We start from the raw sequence: 18764 nt of genomic DNA on the forward strand, positions 1-18764 counted from the left end.
TATAATGTATAGTGATATGTTTAATATTTTACATATACTAAAATCACAAGAAAAATAATTTTATAACAAGGGGGAGAGGTCTATGAATTTATTAGCTCTTAAACAAAAACTAGAAAAAGGAAAGTCTTTAGGTGGAGATATTATATATATAAAAGAAGATAATATTTTGTACGGACTAGAGTGTGTATATGAAGATCAAGAAAATAAAAGTATAACATTATTAAAATCAAAAGATGAGTCTATCAAAGTAAGTGACTTTTTAAAAATTTTAGATGACTTATATGCTAATATAGGAGATAGAGAAGTACTTATAGGGAATAGGGAATACAGTAGAACAGATGAAAAAGAAATAAAAAGCGTGGAATTTGCTCAGTATGAATTATTAAAAATGTTATTTATAAATGTATAATAAATAACTTGATATAAAAATAAACTCTAAGTATGAAAAAAAGATAGGCTTAATAAGTCTATCTTTTTTTATTCTTAGAGGTATTAACTAAAAACTGATTAGTTTTTCCCATTTTGTATGCTAAATCAATTATTTTTTTATCCTCTTTGCTTAATTCTCTATTTAATATTTTACTAAATTCTTTAAATAAATTATCATAATCAATTTGTTTCTTAGTAGTTCTTTCAACTGTTGATGGTTTTACAGTAGTATATATATACACATCAGGTACAATGCTTGGATTATATATTTTAATAAAAACTTGAGCAGTATAAAAAGCATCGTTTAAAGCATTATGATATGATTTATCTTGATTTAATCCGAGTATTTGAATGGCATTTTGAAGCCCAATACTTTTACCAGATGGATTATCAAAATAACTAGAAGCATAATGCTGGATATTTATATATGACTTAGGCAAAGCTTTTGAAGGCAAATTATAATAGGTTATATTTCTATATAATTCTTTTAAATCCCCAGTTCCCCAAACACATAAAACAGGATTTTTAGATGACATAAACCTTTTAAATTCCTTATATACTTGAGGGAAGTTAGGAGCATCTGCTACATCATTTATAGTAATGCCAGTCATTTTTCCTATGAATGGATGTATACATTTATATATTTCTGGTTTCACATAACTATTGAAAGTATCGATTATATTAAAGTTGCTATCTAATTTAATTGCACCTATTTGAATTATTTCAAAAGGGCATCTTTGATTAGATACTGTTTTGTTAAGAATTTTATCGAATCCTTGATTGAATTCTAAGTCAAAAACTATATATTCCATAATATTTCTCTCCTAAATTATCTTATCTTACGAATATAATGAATATATTCATTAATGTATTTGTTACAAAACATTAATATTTTAAAAGAAGTAAATAAAATACTTCTTAGTGTTTAGTATACCCTATATTTACAAAAATGTTAAACTATTGTGGTGAGTATTTATAAAATAGATAGTGAAATAAAATTACTTTGTGAATAAAACAAAAAAATATTGCGAATATTAATGTGATAATATATAATGGATAAAATTACTTTATTAATAAAATAAAAAAATATTGTGAACTTTAATGTAATAATATATAATAAATATAAATAAAAACACGAACAAAAAAGTATTTTAATCTAAAAATATAAATTAAAATAAAAATTTGTTAAAAATTTTCAAAAAAAATAAAAAATACTATATGAATTTCAAAAGGGGAGTGATTGTATGAGAAAATTATTATATACAATAGAAAAGCATAATCACAATGAAAAAGATCTTAAAGAAATTTTGAATAATAATAAGAATATAAAATTTGTTTCTTTAATGGGTGTAGATTTAGGAGGAAATGCAACTGACGAAAAAATACCAATGCAATTATTTTTAGAGGATATAAGTAGTTTTTTAGAGTCAGCTATTCAAACTGATGGATCGAGTGTTGAACTTTATAATATAGCAACATTAAATAATGCTAAGGTTGACTTAATGCCTGATGTAGATTGTAAATGGTATGTAGATTATAACTTTGAACATATAGATGAAGAACTTAATTTACCTATAGGTACTCTTAGAATTCCCGCATTTTTAATACATGAAAATAGAAAAGTATGCTCAAGGGGAATATTAAAAAAGTCAGAAAAATATTTTAAAAAATCAATTTTAAAATTGTTTGAAGAATATCCACACATGATAAAAAATATCGGAATAGAAGATGTATCTTGTATAGAAGATATAATATTAACTTCAGCTACTGAGTTAGAATTTTGGGTAAACACACCCGAAGACAAAGCAGATTTAGAAAAGTTATATGTGTCACAAAGCTTAAAAGAACAATATTGGAAGAGAACACATGGGATTATAAGAACTTGCCTGGAGAAAAGTTTAATACTATTACAAGAGTTAGGTATAAGTCCAGAAATGGCTCATAAGGAAGTCGGAGGAATAAATAGTTCTATAAGTATAGATGGAAAAACTAATCATGCAATGGAGCAATTAGAAATTTCATGGAAATTTGCAAATCCACTCCAAGCTGCAGATAATGAATTGCTAGTAAGAGAAATTGTAGAAGATGTATTTACATCAAATGGTTTAGAAGTAACATTTAAAGCTAAGCCTATATATGGGGTTGCAGGTAGTGGAGGACATACTCATGTAGGTGTTAGTGCAAAATTAAAAGATGGAAGCATAAAAAATTTATTTGCTCCAATAGATATGAAAGAAGACTATTTAAGTGAAATAGGATATGGTGCACTTATGGGAATGCTTCATAACTATGAAGTACTAAATCCTATTGTAACATCATCTAATGATGGATTTAACAGACTAGTTCCAGGATTTGAAGCACCTGTATGTATAGTTACATCATTAGGGCATAACTATGAGGTAGCATCAAGAAATAGATCGGTGCTTGTGGGATTAGTAAGAGATATAAAAAATCCAAAAACAGTAAGATTTGAATTAAGATCACCAAATCCATTATCAAATACTTATTTAGTTATAGCTGGATGCTATCAAACTATGCTAGATGGTATAAAAGCAACAGCTAAAAGTAAATTATCAACTAAAGAGCTTGAAAAAGAGATATCTAAAAGTGTAGGTCAAGACAGTTTCTACTTAGAAAAAGATAGATCTTACAGAGATGAAAGTGATGTATTTGAATATTATACATTAGAAGAAAGAAATAGTAGATTTTCAGTTCCACCTGCAACTGTTTATGAAAATATGAAGAATTTAGAGATATATGAATCTAAATTAAACTCTTTAAAACAAGGAAATGTATTTACAGATGTTATAATAGATTCTTTTAAGATGGGAGCTATAGATAAGTGGACAAAAGAATTAAAGAATAGAATTATTCAAGATAACATGGAAATGATAAGAAGTTGTGTAAAGCTACACAACAAAGAAAATATGGATGCTTTAGATGAAGCTACATGGAATGCTATTTCGGATATGAAATTTAATGTAATGAAAGATACATTAAATAGAAAGTCATTATTTACTAAAATTAGGGAAGCCATAGCACATGAGGACTATGAAACAGTATCAAATTTACAGTTACAATTGAAAAAAGAAATGGAAGATATTCAGCAATTATATATGCAATATAGTAAAAACATATATTAAAAAAAGAAGAGTGAAAACTCTTCTTTTTTTATTATGAAACTAAATCTTTTATTAGTATGTAATATCTTATTTATATAAGATATGTGAATCATTCAGGCTTAGAAAATAGATTTAAATAATTATAAAACAGTTTTAATTAATTGTTTAACAAATGGTTTCTAAGACGGGAGCGAGACAAAATTGATAGTTATATAAAACCTAACTATCAAACATAGTAATGAATGTTATTTATAGTAGAGGGAACTAGAAGTAAAATAAGCTTTTAAATGTAAACATATAAAATATATTAAGATTAAAAATAGTAATAAATTTTCTAAAAAAAGTCAATATTAATAGATGGTGATAAAAGGAGTGATAAAAGATGAAAAAAACTATAAAGATAGTAATGATATCAATGGTACTATCATTGAGCTTTTTTATTAGTAAAAGCCACAATACATATGCATTTAGCGAAGAAATAAATTTAGACTCATTAATTGAAAACAAAAAAAACCAAGAAGAACTGAAAGTTAAAATAGGTAAATTAAAACAAGATTTAGAAAGTAAGGTTCGGTATATTGAAAATGAAAAGCAAGAAGATGTACAAAATAAAATTGAAGTTGTAAGTATAAGTTTTGTACAAGCAAATAAGTTAGACTCAAAAAAAAATTTAATAAATGAAGTAGCTACTATAGAAAGAGAAAAATCATATTTAGAAAAACAACTAGAACGATTTATGATAGAAGGAATAAGAATAGAAAAATCAATAGAGGAAAATAAAATTAAGTACTTAGAGGAAAATAATTTGAGTTTTATATCAGGAATATGGCCAGTACCATCATATGGAGAAATTAGTTCTTATTTTGGCCCAAGGATACATCCTATAACAGGAGAAAAGAATTTCCATAGAGGAATAGATATACCAGCACCTCAAAATACACAGATAGTATCAACTGATGATGGTATAGTGATATTCTCTGGTGTACAAAATGGATATGGAAATGTAGTTAAAATAAAACATTTTGATGGTAAAAAGACTGTATACGCTCACAATACTTTAAATATAGTAAATGAAGGAGATATAGTAAAAAAAGGTCAAGTTATTGCAAAAGTTGGGACTACAGGAAATTCTACAGGAAATCATCTTCATTTTGAAACTATAGTAAATGAAGAAAATATAGATCCTATAAATGTGGTAAATAAATATTAATAAAGACTATAAGTATAAATAGTTTTTATACTGTGTATTAAAGATAAAGAAAAATAACACATGTAACAAAATTTTATTTTAATATTTTAAAATATGATTTTGTTAAAAAGTTTTTTATAGGAAAATTACATACAAGTAGAAAATCTATAATTTATTAGTATTTAATATTGTGAAAAAGAAGGGGGCATATACCCCTTTTTTTTGCATAAAATTAAGTATAATAAAGGATTAATTAAAATAAAAGAGAACTTATAACTTAAAGTGTTTGAAAATTTAGAAAATTTATTTAATTCGGAAAAGGGGGGATTTGATGAAGAATAAATTTATACCAGATATATTTGTATATATGGTTGCTCCTATAGTAGTATGTAATTTAGTTACTAACAAAAAAATGGACTATATAATAATCGCATTGATATTTTATATATTTTTTTATAGTTTTATTACTAGAAAAAAAGAGTCTAGACTAAATATAACAGGAATAATATTTACAGTTGGATATATAAGTTTATATTTACTAAAACAAAGTGTTAAATCAGACTTTATTAGATATGCATATGATACATATTTTTTCATATTGTGTTTAATATCATTAATAACATTGAAATTTTTTGATAAGAATGCAATTAAACAAATATACATAGATATGCTAAAATCTAAGGGTTATACTAAACTTTATATATGGAATTCTTTAAAAAACAATATTCTTATACAGGAATTTGAAAAAGCTTTATCATTAGTAAATATACATTTGCTATCTATGACATTTATTAAAGTTTATTCTATAATAACGTATGGAGAGCAAAAATATACAACTACAGCAGATTTAGAAATATTAGTTTGTATATTATTTATAATTGCTGAGATTTATACGATTTCCAGAATAAAGCAAGAACATAAATCTAAAGAAAAATTTAAAAGTATTAATAAAGGAAAAGGTCTGATAAGTATAAAAACAATAAAAAAAAATAATAAAGAAAAAATTATATATTTAGATAAATATAAAAGAACTAATAAATAACAAGAAATTAAATCTTGTCATTTATTAGTTCAAGTATATAATCAGCTATTTTATCATAATTAATAAGCTTTTTAAAATCTTTAATATTTGATTGCATAAAATCAAGCATAGATTCAAACTCACCAGAAGCTAATTCATAAAATATATTTTTTAAATCATCTTCATTACTGTAAACAAATCCTATACCTTTGTCTATTATAAATTTAGCATTTTCTATTTCTTGACCGACTTTAGGAATTTTCACGATAACAGGTGTCTGAGAATGAATAGCCTCAAATAATGTAGCGCCGCCAGGCTTTGTTATCATAAAATCATAATTTTTTATTAAATTATGCATATCATTTACGTAACCTAAAACCTTTATATTAGATAAAGGTTTTTTTTCTGTAAGATAATTATATAACCTTGCATTTTTACCTGTAACAATTGTTACTTCTATATTATTAGGATAATCTTTAATAAATTCGTCAATCCAATACATAAAATCTTCATCCACATCAAATAATCCTCTTCCGCCACCTAATAAGAGTAGTCTGTGTTTATTAGGTATATGAATTTTTCCATCTACATAAAATTTTTTATTAGTAGGTACACCAGTAACCTTTATACACTTTGGAGAAATACCTTTTTGAACAAATCTATTTTTTATTTCTGAAGATGGAACAAAGTACATATTAGTGTCAGGATGCATCCATTCAAGACTATCTACAACATCTGTAATAACCGTTAAGGTAGGTGTATCTATTTTAGGATATTTAATTTTGAAATTATGTACACAAGCAGCAGCCAATGGAAATGTAGATATAATTAAATCGGGCTTTTTTTCAAGAATATACTCTACAAGCTTAGGTGTGCATAATTTATGTAATAAGTTATGTCTTGAATCAAAAGACTTTTCTAAATAATAGTAATAGTTATATAAGGCAGGTGTATATTTAGTATTATTTTCATATAACATAACCATTGGTTTATTCATTTTTGGAACGCTAGCACTTATAAAGTCTTGTATTATAATGTTACAAGTATTATCTTTTTCTAAAATGAGATTTTTAATAGCATTAGCAGCACTTATATGTCCAGCTCCAAATTGAGCTGTAAGTATTAGTATTGTCTTGGATTTATGGATATCCATTAATTATTCACCTCTATTAATTTAACTTATAATTATAGTATTATACATCTATAGTTTGATTTAATCAATAATAATAAAACTTATAATATTTAAGAAGGAAATATTTATATTAAGTGGAAACTTACTATAAGAGGTGGGGGTATGGAAGGAATAAATAAAAAAAATAAAGTTGAAGAAAGTACAGAAAATGATTTTATAGATATATTAAAGCTTATAATATATTCGTTTGTAGGTATATTTGTATTTTTCATTCCTATAAAATTAAATGGTCAATCATTAACCGTCATATATCATATAGCATATAAATTACAATCTGAGGCAAAGTCATTTTTACAAATATGTATAACAGTATATGTGACACTGGGGTGTCTTAAGCCAATATTCCTGAATAAGAAAAAGAAAATAGTAAGTAGTAATATTTTTTTATACACAAGGTTATTTAGTATACTAATAATAGTAAATATATTCTATGGAAAAAATACAATAGTATTTTTAAATGATAATATTTTATTATTAATGGAAGAACTAATTTTAAATATAGCAACTGTATTTCCTTTAAGTGCAATATTTATTACATTTTTAATGGACTATGGTTTTCTAGATATAATAGAATCGTATTGTCATAATATAATGAAAAAAAGCTTTAAATTAAGTGGGAAAACTTTAGTTAATATACTTATATATCTTTGTACTGATTGTTTTTGTGGAATGTTTGTGACAAATAAATTATACAAATCAGGAAAAATAAGAGAAAATGAAGCTTGTATTATTATACTGAATTTTTCTATATTATCAATTCCTATGATTAGGTATATATCTAAAGAGTTAAATATAGATAATATAAATCTAATTCTTGTTAGTGCATTGATTTTAATAATAATTAATATTATCTTATGTAGAATATATCCTTTAAATAAAAAGAAAAAATCTTATTATATAAAAACAAATTATAAAGAAACCATACATAAACAAAATAAATTAGAAAAAGCTATAAGAAAATATATTCAAAATAAAACAAAAATAAATATATTTAAAACAATTATTGATAATTTAGAAGAATCAATTTCTATAATTATAAATTTCATTCCGGAGCTAGTAATAGTGCTATATTTAGGACAAATAATATTAAACAGCAATCTTATAATGGAGATATCTAAGTATGTATTTTATCCTATAATAGAATTATTTAAAATCTCAGATGGGAGAGAATTAAGCTTATTTAATATAAATTTGTTTTATAATGCTATTATAGGAATAGATAGTGTTAATAAAAATACTGAATATGCAACTAGGTTTTTAATAGGAATAATAACAATTTTAAATTGTACATGCATTAGCAGCAACATGATATATGTAAAAAACACCAATATATACATAAGCACAAAAGAATTTTTAATATCTTATATACAAAGAATAATTATCATAATGTTTATCTATTTTATAATGTACTATTTTTATATGGGATACATAATGTAAATATGTATAGTTAATATAATTAAAATATTAAATAAATTAAAGATATACAATTTAAAAATCATGAATAGGAGATACTAAAATGCATAATAGAAAAATAATAGAAAAATATTTAGAAGAACTTTTGTATATTCCTAGCCCTACAGGGTATACAAATAAAATTTCAAATTATATAAAAAGAGAGCTAGAAGAAATAGGCATAGAATATAAAACTTCAAACAAAGGAATAATAGTTGCAACAATACCAGGAATGAATAAAGAAAAAGAAATTACTTTTTCATCTCATATAGATACTCTAGGAGCGATGGTAAAAGAAATAAAGTCAAATGGAAGACTGGCTATATCTCAAATTGGAGGATATATGATGAATTCGATAGAAGGTGAAAATTGTTTAATACACACTAGATTAGAAGATAAATATGAGGCAACATTACAAACCATAAAACCTTCTATTCATATACATGGAAATGAAGCTAAAGAACTACCAAGAGATTGTAAAAATTATGAAGTTATAATAGATGAAGAAGTATTTACAAAGGAAGATGTATATAATTTAGGAATTAATGTAGGAGATATTATATCATTTGATACAAGAACTAAAATAACTAAATCAGGATTTATAAAATCTAGATATTTAGATGATAAAGCATCAGTAGCAGCTATATTATATATAATGAAATATATAAAATTAAACAACACACAGCCTAAGAATACTATAAATTTTTTCTTTAGTAACTATGAAGAAGTAGGACATGGTTCATCAGCTTTTATACCACAAAATACAGCTGAATTTATTGCAGTTGACATGGGATGCCCAGGAGATGGACAAAATTCAACAGAATATGATGTATGTATATGTACAAAGGATTCTAATGGACCATATGATTATGATATTATCAATAAGTTTATAAAGATATGTAAATCAAAGTCTATAAATTATAAGTTAGACATATACTCTAATTATGGATCTGATTCTACGGCTGCATTAAAGTCAGGGTTAGATTCAAAGTTTGCCCTTATTGGCCCAGGAGTATTTGCTTCACATGGATATGAAAGAACTCATATTAAATCAATTATGGAAACAATAAAACTTATAATAGCATATATAACAGAATAAAGTATAAGCCTAAAAACTATTAAAATAAAAAAATAAATAATAATTTAAATGATAATTTAGATTATTTATATAGAGAATGTAAGTTAATATAAAATCAAAATATATAAATCTAAATTAGTATAAAATGTTTAAAAAATGCAAATATATGAAAATAAAGTAGAAAAAAAACGAAAATACTAAAAATATCGAGTATACTATGATATAATATTAAATAATAAAAACTAAAAGAAGAGGTATACTTATGAATAAATTAGCAGTAAGTTTATTTTTAATTGCTACTACTTTATTAACAATAGCATTTACAAAAAAGGACTGGAATTATAATAATATAATAGATTTTGAGCCATTTCCAGTAATAAATAATGAATATAAGACGTATTTAGATCAAGGACAAAGTACGGTTAAAAGTTCAATTAATTTACAAAAGCCATCAAATACTATAAAAATACCTATTAATATAGTATCTAAAGATACAAAGAATATTAAATACTTAGAAATTAAAAAAGATAGTTCTCTTCAACAAAAGATAGAAATTATAATTAGCACAATATCCAAAGAATGTTTTAATAACTTGCCGATAAAAATAACAGTTTATGGAAAAAATACTGCAAAAATAGAGTTAATAGAACCTAAAGACTCAACAAAAAATAGAGTTTCATGGAAAAAGGATTATTTAAATGAATATACAAAAGAATATACTATAAATACAATAATAAAAAATGTAATTCAAGAAGAATATAAAGGCGATTGGATAGAAAAAGTTCAACTATATTATGAAGATGAATTGATACAATTAGATTAAAAGCAGTATTAGATACCATTTTGGTTCTAATACTGCTTTTTACATATCAATTAAAGTAAATAAGAAATTACCTAATTTATAGGTAAATTTTCATAAAAATATTTGAATAAAATTACGTTTAAATAAGACTTTATTTTCTTATATAAGAGTATCATTAACATCACTAAATTGACTAGATATATAAGTGGCAATAGATAATACTACTATACCACTAAAAAAATTTTAATTGTTATTTAGCTACGAATTTACAAGTTGGAACTGTAATTTTTCTAATCATCAGGCTAATAATACTTGTAGCAGTTAATGTAGAACATGCAATTAATCCGGTAGCTAACATGGAATTGTTTTTAGTGGAATTTTTAAAATTGTTTGATAAATTATTACGAGTATTATTATAATAGTAAAATTCATCTTTATTGATATTATTAAATTTATTTAAAGTCATAAAATCGCTCCAATCAAGAAATTACTATATTTAAATTTGTAATTCTTGTACATATAGTGTGCAATTAACTCCAAAATATAACCCAAAAGAACAATATAAAAAAATAATATTTAAATGTATTTATCTTAAAATATCTCAATGTTAAAGAATTAGTAACCACATTGAAAGACAATCATATAATTATATTAGACAACATAAGTTTTTCTTATGGGGATAAATTTACAGCAAAGGGGTTTTGACATATTATGAGAAAGATAAAGAAACAAGCATGTTCAACTGCACCTAAATATGAAGGGTGTAATATGTGTAGTGAACAAGTAAATACGTGTAAGCCAAGTAAAACAAATAATTCGTGCAAGCAGAGTAAAGCAAACAATTCATGTAAGACAAGTAATGCATGTAAAAAGCCTGTTAAACAGTATATAGAGTCTACTTGTGATGATTATGAAATAACATGTGTAGATAAATGCGTAAACTTAGCCAAACAAGCAGAAGAGTTATTTGAAAAAGCTTTAGAATGTGAATGTAAAGCTACAGAAGCATATGAACAAGCTAAAGAATGTGAAAATTCATCAAAAGTATTATCATCAAAAGCTAAAAAATTAATGAAAGACGCTTATTGTGATGAAAAAGAATCTAAAGCAGCTGAATGCAAGGCAAAAGAACTAATGGAGAAAGCACAAAAATTATCTGAACAAGCTAAATGCCTTCATAAAGAGGCTGAAAAAGTAGAGAAAGAAGCTGAATGTAATTGTGAAAAAGCTAAGTGTTTGTATGAAAAAGCCCAAGAATATAATGATAAAGCCAAAGCTTTATATAATGAAGCATTAAAATGTGATGAAAAAGCGTTAGAATGTTATAAATCAGCAGGTGAAAAAATAAAAGAATATGAATCAAAGTCCAAAAAATGTGAAGAAATGATACAAAAATGTAGTAATAAATTAGAAATATGTGAAAAGAAACCTAAGTGTGGATTAGAACAGGCTAAGTACGTAAAATGTGAAAAAGAAGAAGAATACGTATGCAAGCATGAAAAGAATAAGGGTGATTATTATATGCAAAAGAAAAAATATTGCAAACCATGTTATGAGAAAGATGAAATAATATATATTGAAGAAGAGGATATGTATATGAATAATGGAAGTACAACATATATAAGTCCTATGTATGATATGTGCAAGATGCAATATGTAGGAGGATTTGCAGAACAATATCCAACATTAGATATGCCATATATGAACGGATATGTTAACCAATATCAAGATATCAATGATATGTGGATGAATTATTATATGATGATGCAAAATATGATGCAAAACATGATGATGCAACCAAGAGATTTTGATTAAAGCTAAAAAAGAATGCCTTAAGGCATTCTTTTTTAGCTTTATTTAAGATTTATCTTAATAAATCTTTTTCAATTGATTTGTATAAATTCTCCATCATAGAATTAAATTGTCTTGTAGCCTGCATGTAATTTGAAACTAAGGGTAAATTAAAAAAATCATGATATTCTCTATTGAGTTGGCTAATCTTTTTAGAGGCATCTTCAATTCTAAAATTTGAATAAATTGTATTTTTTTTATTAATATAGTTATCAAGTTGTTTTTTTAATGTTCTATTTTTTTCCAGTTCAGCTTTAGCTTTATTCATAGTCTTAAATTCATGTGTATTTTTAATATAATAAGCAAATTCTTTAGCCTTTTGATTTATATCCATATAATACCCTCCATTATAAAAAAATATATATTATATCTTATATAAGAAGATTAGAATATAGACTAAAAATTAAATATTATAAAAAATAATATTAGTAGATATAAAAAATGATGTTAAAGGTGTAACAAATATAAGTTATAGTTAATAGTATATAAGGTATGAATTCTGACAAATAAGAAAATGACATCGTGGAAAAAGGAGACCTTTGTTATTAATTAAGGTCTCCTTATTTATAATACATATATTAATATAGTTTATGAATATTTATTTCAAAAAATTATCATACAAAGATTTTCAAATGAGAATTTTTTATAAAATTAATATCTTTAAAAATAAATTAAGTCATTTAAAAATTGTTCAAACATAACACCATCATTTCTATCCGTATTAAAATTAGATGTATAATTTATGCTTTTATAAATGAATTTAGTAGCTTCATTAGTAGAAAACTCTAAATCATAACCTTTATTTAAAAGTCCACAAAGTATTGAAGCAAATATATCACCTGTACCACTATAAGAACAATCATTATATTTTACAGATGTAAAAAAGAATCTATCTAGATCTCTATCATAACCTAAGTTTAATATATTTTCTCCTTTTATTATTCCTGTAATGACAACCTTGCTAGGACCTAAAGAAGACACTTCTTTAGCAATATCTATAAGTTCACTTTCACTTAATTCCTCCATAGGGTAGTCTCGATTAGTTAAAAAACAAGCTTCTGTTAAATTTGGAGTAGTTAGATTTGAAAGTTTAACTAATTCTTTAATTTTAATACACATATTTCTATTAAAAACAGGGTATATAACACCACCATCACCCATAACTGGATCTACAACTATAAATGCATTAGAATTTCTATGTATAAAGTTACATACTATATCTATTTGGTTTTCTGAACCTAAAAAACCACTATATATACAATCAAAATTTAGACCAAGGTTTCTCCACACTTTAGAATAATCGCTCATATGATTAGTAAAATCTAAAAATGTATATTCAGGATATCCTGTTTGGCTTGATAATATAGCAGTTGGAAAAGGACAACATTGTAATTTTAAAGCTGAAAGTATAGGTATTGCAACTGTTAAAGAACATCTTCCAACTCCTGATAAATCATTTATTGCAGCTACTTTTTTCAATATAATAATACCTCCGTATATAATTTGAATTTTTTATTAAAAATAAGGAATTATAAGATTATATATTATTTAATAATAAATTATATAATTATATTACTACTAAAAGTATCAAAAAAATAGTAAATAAAATAAAAAAACTTAGTGTATCATTACAATTTATTGTTAAATAAAAGAAGTAAAATTATTTATTATTTGGATATAATAATATAAAATAATAAACTATTATTATATTACAAGTAGTTAAATTTACAATGACAATAGGTACTCTTTGTTAGGAGGTGCAATTTTGAAAAAACTTAAGATGAAAAATAAGCATATAAAACGTATGGTCATATCGCTAGCTTTAATTTTATCTATAGGCTTATATTCATATATGCAACAAAATAGAATTCAAATAAAAGAAGGATTAATAGAAGCGAGTAGCGTAGATGGAGAAGAAGTGAATAATCAATATAAACTACTTCTTGAGAGTTTGTTTGATTATAGAAATAAGGCTTTATTGGAAAAAAATGAGGATATGCTTAAAGAACTATATGAAACTGATAAAAAATTTGGGCTTTGGGCATATGAACATGAAGTTAAAAAAATGAAGTATCTAGAAAATTGGTCAAATAAGCAAGGTGTTAAATTTAATGATATAAAAACAAAAGTAAAGGTAAAGAAAATAAAACAGAAGGAAGATGATTTATACGGTATTATATGTACGGTATCAACTGAGTATAAATACTCATATGAAAATCAAAAAGACGTAATTAATATGTTTAGAATAGGAACATATCACTATTTAAATGTAAAGATTAGAGATAACCAGTACATCATAACTAAAGAATGGTACACGGATCCATTTGCTGACTCTTTGAACTTAGAAAATATTAAGTCTGAAGATATAAGGAATTATATATTACAACAACAACCAGTAAAATTAGAATTGACACCAGAGCAAGTTAAAGCAGTAAATTATGCTCATCAGTATTGTGGAGCGGCAGCTAATGAAGAATATGGATTAAAGTTCAACTCAAATTATAAGGATTATAATCCTGATGGTGGAGATTGCGCTAATTTTGCATCTCAAATAATGTTTGAGAGTGGAAGATTTAAAAAGACTGATACATGGAATTATAATAAGGAAGGAACAAAAGCATGGGTGAATGCACAAGCTTTTAAAAATCATATTATTTATAGTGGAAGAGGAAGCCTAATAGCAAAAGGTACTTATCAAGATGTATATAAAGAAGCATATAATTTAAGACCTGGTGATTTTGTAGCATACGAAAAGGGTGGAAGAATAACTCATGTATCTACAGTTACTGGATTAGACTCCAAGGGATATCCATTAGTAACGTGTCATAATACGGATAGATTACTTGTACCTTGGGACTTAGGATGGAGTGACAAAAAAATCCGATTTCATATAATACAAGTACATTATTAATATTAAGATAAGTATATAAGATAAAAAGGAATAAAAGTAAAAAATATACTTATGAGCTTGTATAAAGTGAATAATATTTGACAATGATATATACATATGATAAAGTAGTAATAAGGTTACAAAGATTTGTGGCTAAATAATTTTGTGTTTTTTTAGGAGGATTTATCAATGAAAACTGGTGTAGTTAAGTGGTTTAACAATGAAAAAGGATTTGGATTTATATCTGTAGAAGGTGAAGGGGATGTTTTCGTACATTTCTCAGCTATAACTGGTGAAGGATACAAGTCTTTAGAAGAAGGACAAAGCGTTCAATTCGACGTAGTTGAAGGAGCTAAAGGTCCTCAAGCTGCTAACGTAGTTAGATTATAATCTAAAGTTCATATATATTAGTAATTCTAGTGATATGTGAAATACAGCCGCTTTTAAGCGGCTTTTTTGATATATCACGAGTTAAATTCATTTAAGCAATTAAATGAATTTAACTTATATTCTTCAAAATTTATTTTTGTATAAATTTAAATCCTTTTTCTAGCGTTAGAATATCAAATAGTTGAGAAGAATCATATTTACAGAAATGATTTAAGCAATAACTTAAATCATCTTCTAACTTATCAAAGTCATTATAAATATGAAAATTAGCGCTAAACTTAGTCATTTCACTTCTTAGCTCATCCATATCAACTAATAATTCTGCCCAACATAAATCTAGTTCCTTGTTTATTATCATTGATTTTACAATGTCTAATAAATCATCTTTATGATTAAAACATATAGTAATTTTATTTTTGCTTGAAGTATTATCAATATAAGTATTTATTTTATTAAACATATTATTTATATTTGAATCTATAAAATCACAAAAGCTAATTTGATTAAATTTACGTTCAATATTTTTTATAAATAAATCGTTCATATGAGATTCCAAAAGTTGAATCGCAAATTTATTGTAATTGATATTTTTAAGTGGATTTCCTAAGTAGTCATAAAGCCTTGGGGAAAAAGTAATTATTATGATTGGCAATTTCGCATCTGAAATAATATCCAAGTTTATCGCTTGGAATTAAACTTATTATAAAATCATATATATCGCTTCCCAAGTATACCTTAGTATTTTTTAATATAGTTTTATACTCTGTAACATTTTTTAAGCTTATATGAGGTAAGTTGCTTTTATAAGCAATCTCACATATTTTATATTCATATATGCTGTTTAATATATTGTTAACTTATGTATTGTAATTAAATTTCATTGTAGAGCCTCCTAAAGTAAAAATATTTAAAATAATTAATGCTTTTAAATAAATATATTATTTTGATACCCAAGAAAGCAATTTTAAATAAAAAATATTATATAAGGCTATATTTAAATTTAAAATGATTACTAAATATGTTAAAATTAATAGTGAAGAATGAATTTTGAATATACTACTTTTTTAAAAAGATGAAGTAATATTTATATAAGTATTTGGAGGTGTAGTATAGTGAACGTATTATTTTTTTTGACACCTAAAAGTGAAGTTGCATATATATATGAAGACTACACTATGAGGCAAGCTTTAGAAAAGATGGAATATCATAGATATTCAGCTATTCCTATAATTGATGATGAAGGAAAATATGTAGGAACTATAACTGAGGGAGACTTACTATGGACATTAAAAAATGACTTTTCCTTAGATTTAAAATCAGTGGAAGATGTTCCGATAATGCAGATAAAAAGAAGAATGGACAATACACCAGTTTCTGTTAATGCAAATATAGAAGATTTGATATCTAAATCTATGAATCAAAATTTTGTTCCGGTAATTGATGACCAGAGAACGTTTATAGGGATAATTAAAAGGAGAGATATAATAGAATATTGCTATAATAAATTAAGAGTATAGAATTAATTAATGTATAAAAGCCTAGCAAACTTGCTAGGCTTTTATATATTAGTCGTTAAATTTAACGCTACTTATGTATTTAGATTTAAGATCATTTAATTTATTAGAGTAAACTTCATTTTGCTTTTGATACATTAAAGTTTTTTCTATTTCATTTTTAACTTCTTCGTACTCAGATTCTCCGCCAGCTTGTAAATCTTCTAATTTTATTAAGTGATATCCGAATTGAGTTTGAACAGGTCCTCTTACTTCATCTTTTTGCATACTAAATACAGCCTCTTCAAATTCAGGAACCATTTGTCCTCTAGGGAAAGAACCTAAATTTCCACCAGCATCCTTAGATGGGCAAGTAGAGTGTTCAGCTGCAGCATCTTCGAAAGATACTTCGCCAGCGTTTATTTTGTTAAGTAAATCAGAAGCTTTTTCTTCAGTATCTACTAATATATGTTTAGCAGAAGCTGTTTCTGATTTATTGAATTTACTTTTATTAGCTTCAAAGAAAGCTTGCTTTTCTTCCTCAGTTAATGTAATACTAGATAAAACTTTATTTATAGCATATTGCTTTAACATATTTTCTTCGATTTTTTTCATTTCTGATTTAAAATCTTCATTATTATGTAATTCATTTTCCTTAGCTTCAATATAGAATAATTCTTGATTTACTAAATCTTCTAATAATTGTTTTTTTCCTTCTTCAGTATTGAAATGCATAGCTTGATATGGGTCTAAGCTTTGTAATGCACTTTCAACATCGTAATTAGTTATTTCTTTTTCGCCAACTGTAGCTAAAACTTTTTTTTCCATAATAGTTAACTCCTTTATATTATATTTAATTATTAATATTATACTCTAATTTAAATAATATCAGAAAAGTACTGATATGTCTAATATTTCCAAACATCATATTAAATATGTATTAATATGAAAAAGTTATGGTAATAAGTAGCAATGCTGATAAAATTCCTACAACACCTTCATCCATTTTATATTTGAAGTTTTTAATACATGAAATATAAAAATAAATAAATATGAATATAAATTTTAAAAATAACAATATTATATTTTTAGAAAATAATAAGTAACTACATAGGAAAGAGATAAAAGCAAATAAGGTACTTATTCTATATAAAATAACTATCTTCTCTAATTTCTTAAAATTATAGCAAATTAAAAAAATATAAATTATAGACAATAAAGTAAATGATATAAACATAAAAATTTCTATCTCTATTTTGCTAATTGCTACATAGTTATACCAAACTATAGGCCAAAATAGCAATATTAGAAATTTAAAAAAGTCATCAGTAAACTTAGTATTATTCATAACACACATCCTTTCTAGAAAGTTAAACATTATAGACAGGAAAAGTAATCTATAAATAAATTAAATCATATAAATAGTCTAAATACTATAATTATTATCTAGATATTATAAAAATATATGAAATATTATAAAAATAATTAATATATATTAATATATTGAAAAAAAATTTAATACTTTAATACAATCAAAATCTATTATAAAGGGAGGTTGTTTTATGTATAGATATTATACAAAGGGAGTATGTACAAAATCAATATTAATGGATATAGAAGAAAATACATTAAAGGATGTAATATTTGAAGGGGGATGCACCGGTAACGCAATAGGAATAAAACATTTAGTTGAGGGGAAAAACATAGATGAAATAATAGAAGCTCTTGAGGATATACCATGCAAAGATAGAGGAACTTCCTGTCCAGATCAACTAGCGAAAGCCCTAAGAATTTACAAAGAATATGCATATACTAAATAATATAAAAAACGCTTCTACCATAAAAGTAGAAGCGT

At 24.6% G+C, this 18764-nt stretch carries 19 protein-coding genes; 12 read left to right on the top strand and 7 right to left on the bottom strand.

Features of this window, described 5'->3' with window-relative positions; translation table 11 throughout:
- Nucleotides 1-82 precede the first annotated feature (82 nt).
- A complete protein-coding gene (locus VLM92_RS03830) occupies nt 83-409 on the top strand; it encodes a hypothetical protein (RefSeq protein ID WP_325275024.1) in 327 nt (108 codons plus the stop codon).
- Nucleotides 410-467: 58 nt separating this feature from the next.
- Here the strand turns inward: VLM92_RS03830 and VLM92_RS03835 are convergent, their stop codons facing one another.
- Nucleotides 468-1241, bottom strand: a complete 774-nt coding sequence (locus tag VLM92_RS03835; RefSeq protein WP_325275025.1) for a 3'-5' exonuclease — start codon at nt 1239-1241, stop codon at nt 468-470.
- A 432-nt stretch (nt 1242-1673) separates the two neighbouring features.
- Between VLM92_RS03835 and VLM92_RS03840 the strand changes: the two genes are divergently transcribed.
- The 3 genes from VLM92_RS03840 (at nt 1674) to VLM92_RS03850 (ending at nt 5782) form a co-directional block, all read left to right on the top strand.
- A complete protein-coding gene (locus tag VLM92_RS03840) occupies nt 1674-3572 on the top strand; it encodes a glutamine synthetase (protein ID WP_325275026.1) in 1899 nt (632 codons plus the stop codon).
- A gap of 361 nt (nt 3573-3933) precedes the next feature.
- On the top strand, nt 3934-4761 hold the full coding sequence (locus VLM92_RS03845; RefSeq protein WP_325275027.1) for a M23 family metallopeptidase: 828 nt from the start codon (nt 3934-3936) through the stop codon (nt 4759-4761).
- Between the two features lie 310 nt (nt 4762-5071).
- Complete coding sequence (locus tag VLM92_RS03850) at nt 5072-5782, top strand: hypothetical protein (protein ID WP_325275028.1); 711 nt, start codon at nt 5072-5074, stop codon at nt 5780-5782.
- A gap of 7 nt (nt 5783-5789) precedes the next feature.
- On the opposite strand, the gene VLM92_RS03855 is transcribed toward VLM92_RS03850, so the two are convergent.
- Nucleotides 5790-6914 carry an MGDG synthase family glycosyltransferase gene (locus tag VLM92_RS03855; RefSeq protein WP_325275029.1) on the bottom strand — a complete coding sequence of 375 codons (1125 nt, stop codon included), beginning with the start codon at nt 6912-6914 and terminating at the stop codon, nt 5790-5792.
- 141 nt (nt 6915-7055) lie between these two features.
- Here VLM92_RS03855 and VLM92_RS03860 point away from each other — a divergent pair, with 141 nt between their 5' ends.
- The 3 genes from VLM92_RS03860 to VLM92_RS03870 all read left to right on the top strand — a co-directional run bounded on the left by VLM92_RS03860 (nt 7056) and on the right by VLM92_RS03870 (nt 10306).
- On the top strand, nt 7056-8390 hold the full coding sequence (locus VLM92_RS03860; protein WP_325275030.1) for a hypothetical protein: 1335 nt from the start codon (nt 7056-7058) through the stop codon (nt 8388-8390).
- A gap of 79 nt (nt 8391-8469) precedes the next feature.
- Complete coding sequence (locus tag VLM92_RS03865) at nt 8470-9504, top strand: M42 family metallopeptidase (RefSeq protein ID WP_325275031.1); 1035 nt, start codon at nt 8470-8472, stop codon at nt 9502-9504.
- A gap of 241 nt (nt 9505-9745) precedes the next feature.
- Nucleotides 9746-10306 (top strand): hypothetical protein, encoded by a 561-nt coding sequence (locus VLM92_RS03870; RefSeq protein WP_325275032.1) that lies wholly within the window; start codon nt 9746-9748, stop codon nt 10304-10306.
- A 229-nt stretch (nt 10307-10535) separates the two neighbouring features.
- Here the strand turns inward: VLM92_RS03870 and VLM92_RS03875 are convergent, their stop codons facing one another.
- Entirely contained in the window at nt 10536-10751 is a 216-nt protein-coding gene (locus tag VLM92_RS03875; protein ID WP_325275033.1) for a hypothetical protein, read from the bottom strand.
- Nucleotides 10752-10996: 245 nt separating this feature from the next.
- On the opposite strand from VLM92_RS03875, the gene VLM92_RS03880 reads away from it, so the two are divergent.
- Nucleotides 10997-12100, top strand: a complete 1104-nt coding sequence (locus tag VLM92_RS03880; RefSeq protein ID WP_325275034.1) for a hypothetical protein — start codon at nt 10997-10999, stop codon at nt 12098-12100.
- A gap of 49 nt (nt 12101-12149) precedes the next feature.
- Here the strand turns inward: VLM92_RS03880 and VLM92_RS03885 are convergent, their stop codons facing one another.
- Nucleotides 12150-12470, bottom strand: coding sequence for a YlbF family regulator (locus VLM92_RS03885; protein WP_325275035.1), 321 nt, complete (start codon nt 12468-12470; stop codon nt 12150-12152).
- A 326-nt stretch (nt 12471-12796) separates the two neighbouring features.
- Nucleotides 12797-13615 (bottom strand): pyridoxamine kinase, encoded by an 819-nt coding sequence (locus tag VLM92_RS03890; RefSeq protein WP_325275036.1) that lies wholly within the window; start codon nt 13613-13615, stop codon nt 12797-12799.
- 286 nt (nt 13616-13901) lie between these two features.
- Between VLM92_RS03890 and VLM92_RS03895 the strand changes: the two genes are divergently transcribed.
- Together VLM92_RS03895 and VLM92_RS03900 are read left to right on the top strand one after the other, a co-directional pair.
- On the top strand, nt 13902-15047 hold the full coding sequence (locus VLM92_RS03895) for an amidase domain-containing protein (protein ID WP_331681677.1): 1146 nt from the start codon (nt 13902-13904) through the stop codon (nt 15045-15047).
- 168 nt (nt 15048-15215) lie between these two features.
- The gene (locus VLM92_RS03900) at nt 15216-15416 is read left to right on the top strand and encodes a cold-shock protein (protein WP_071119823.1); all 201 of its coding nucleotides are present in this window, start codon (nt 15216-15218) and stop codon (nt 15414-15416) included.
- Nucleotides 15417-15546: 130 nt separating this feature from the next.
- Here the strand turns inward: VLM92_RS03900 and VLM92_RS03905 are convergent, their stop codons facing one another.
- Nucleotides 15547-15960, bottom strand: a complete 414-nt coding sequence (locus VLM92_RS03905; protein WP_325275037.1) for a hypothetical protein — start codon at nt 15958-15960, stop codon at nt 15547-15549.
- A gap of 568 nt (nt 15961-16528) precedes the next feature.
- Between VLM92_RS03905 and VLM92_RS03910 the strand changes: the two genes are divergently transcribed.
- The gene (locus tag VLM92_RS03910; RefSeq protein ID WP_325275038.1) at nt 16529-16933 is read left to right on the top strand and encodes a CBS domain-containing protein; all 405 of its coding nucleotides are present in this window, start codon (nt 16529-16531) and stop codon (nt 16931-16933) included.
- A gap of 48 nt (nt 16934-16981) precedes the next feature.
- Here VLM92_RS03910 and VLM92_RS03915 read toward each other — a convergent pair whose 3' ends face one another.
- Nucleotides 16982-17737 (bottom strand): peptidylprolyl isomerase, encoded by a 756-nt coding sequence (locus tag VLM92_RS03915; RefSeq protein ID WP_325275039.1) that lies wholly within the window; start codon nt 17735-17737, stop codon nt 16982-16984.
- Nucleotides 17738-18471: 734 nt separating this feature from the next.
- Between VLM92_RS03915 and VLM92_RS03920 the strand changes: the two genes are divergently transcribed.
- Nucleotides 18472-18729, top strand: a complete 258-nt coding sequence (locus VLM92_RS03920; RefSeq protein ID WP_325275040.1) for a TIGR03905 family TSCPD domain-containing protein — start codon at nt 18472-18474, stop codon at nt 18727-18729.
- Nucleotides 18730-18764 lie beyond the last annotated feature (35 nt).

It is taken from the genome of Romboutsia sp. (assembly GCF_035470145.1).
Classification (GTDB): Bacteria; Bacillota; Clostridia; order Peptostreptococcales; family Peptostreptococcaceae; genus Romboutsia_D.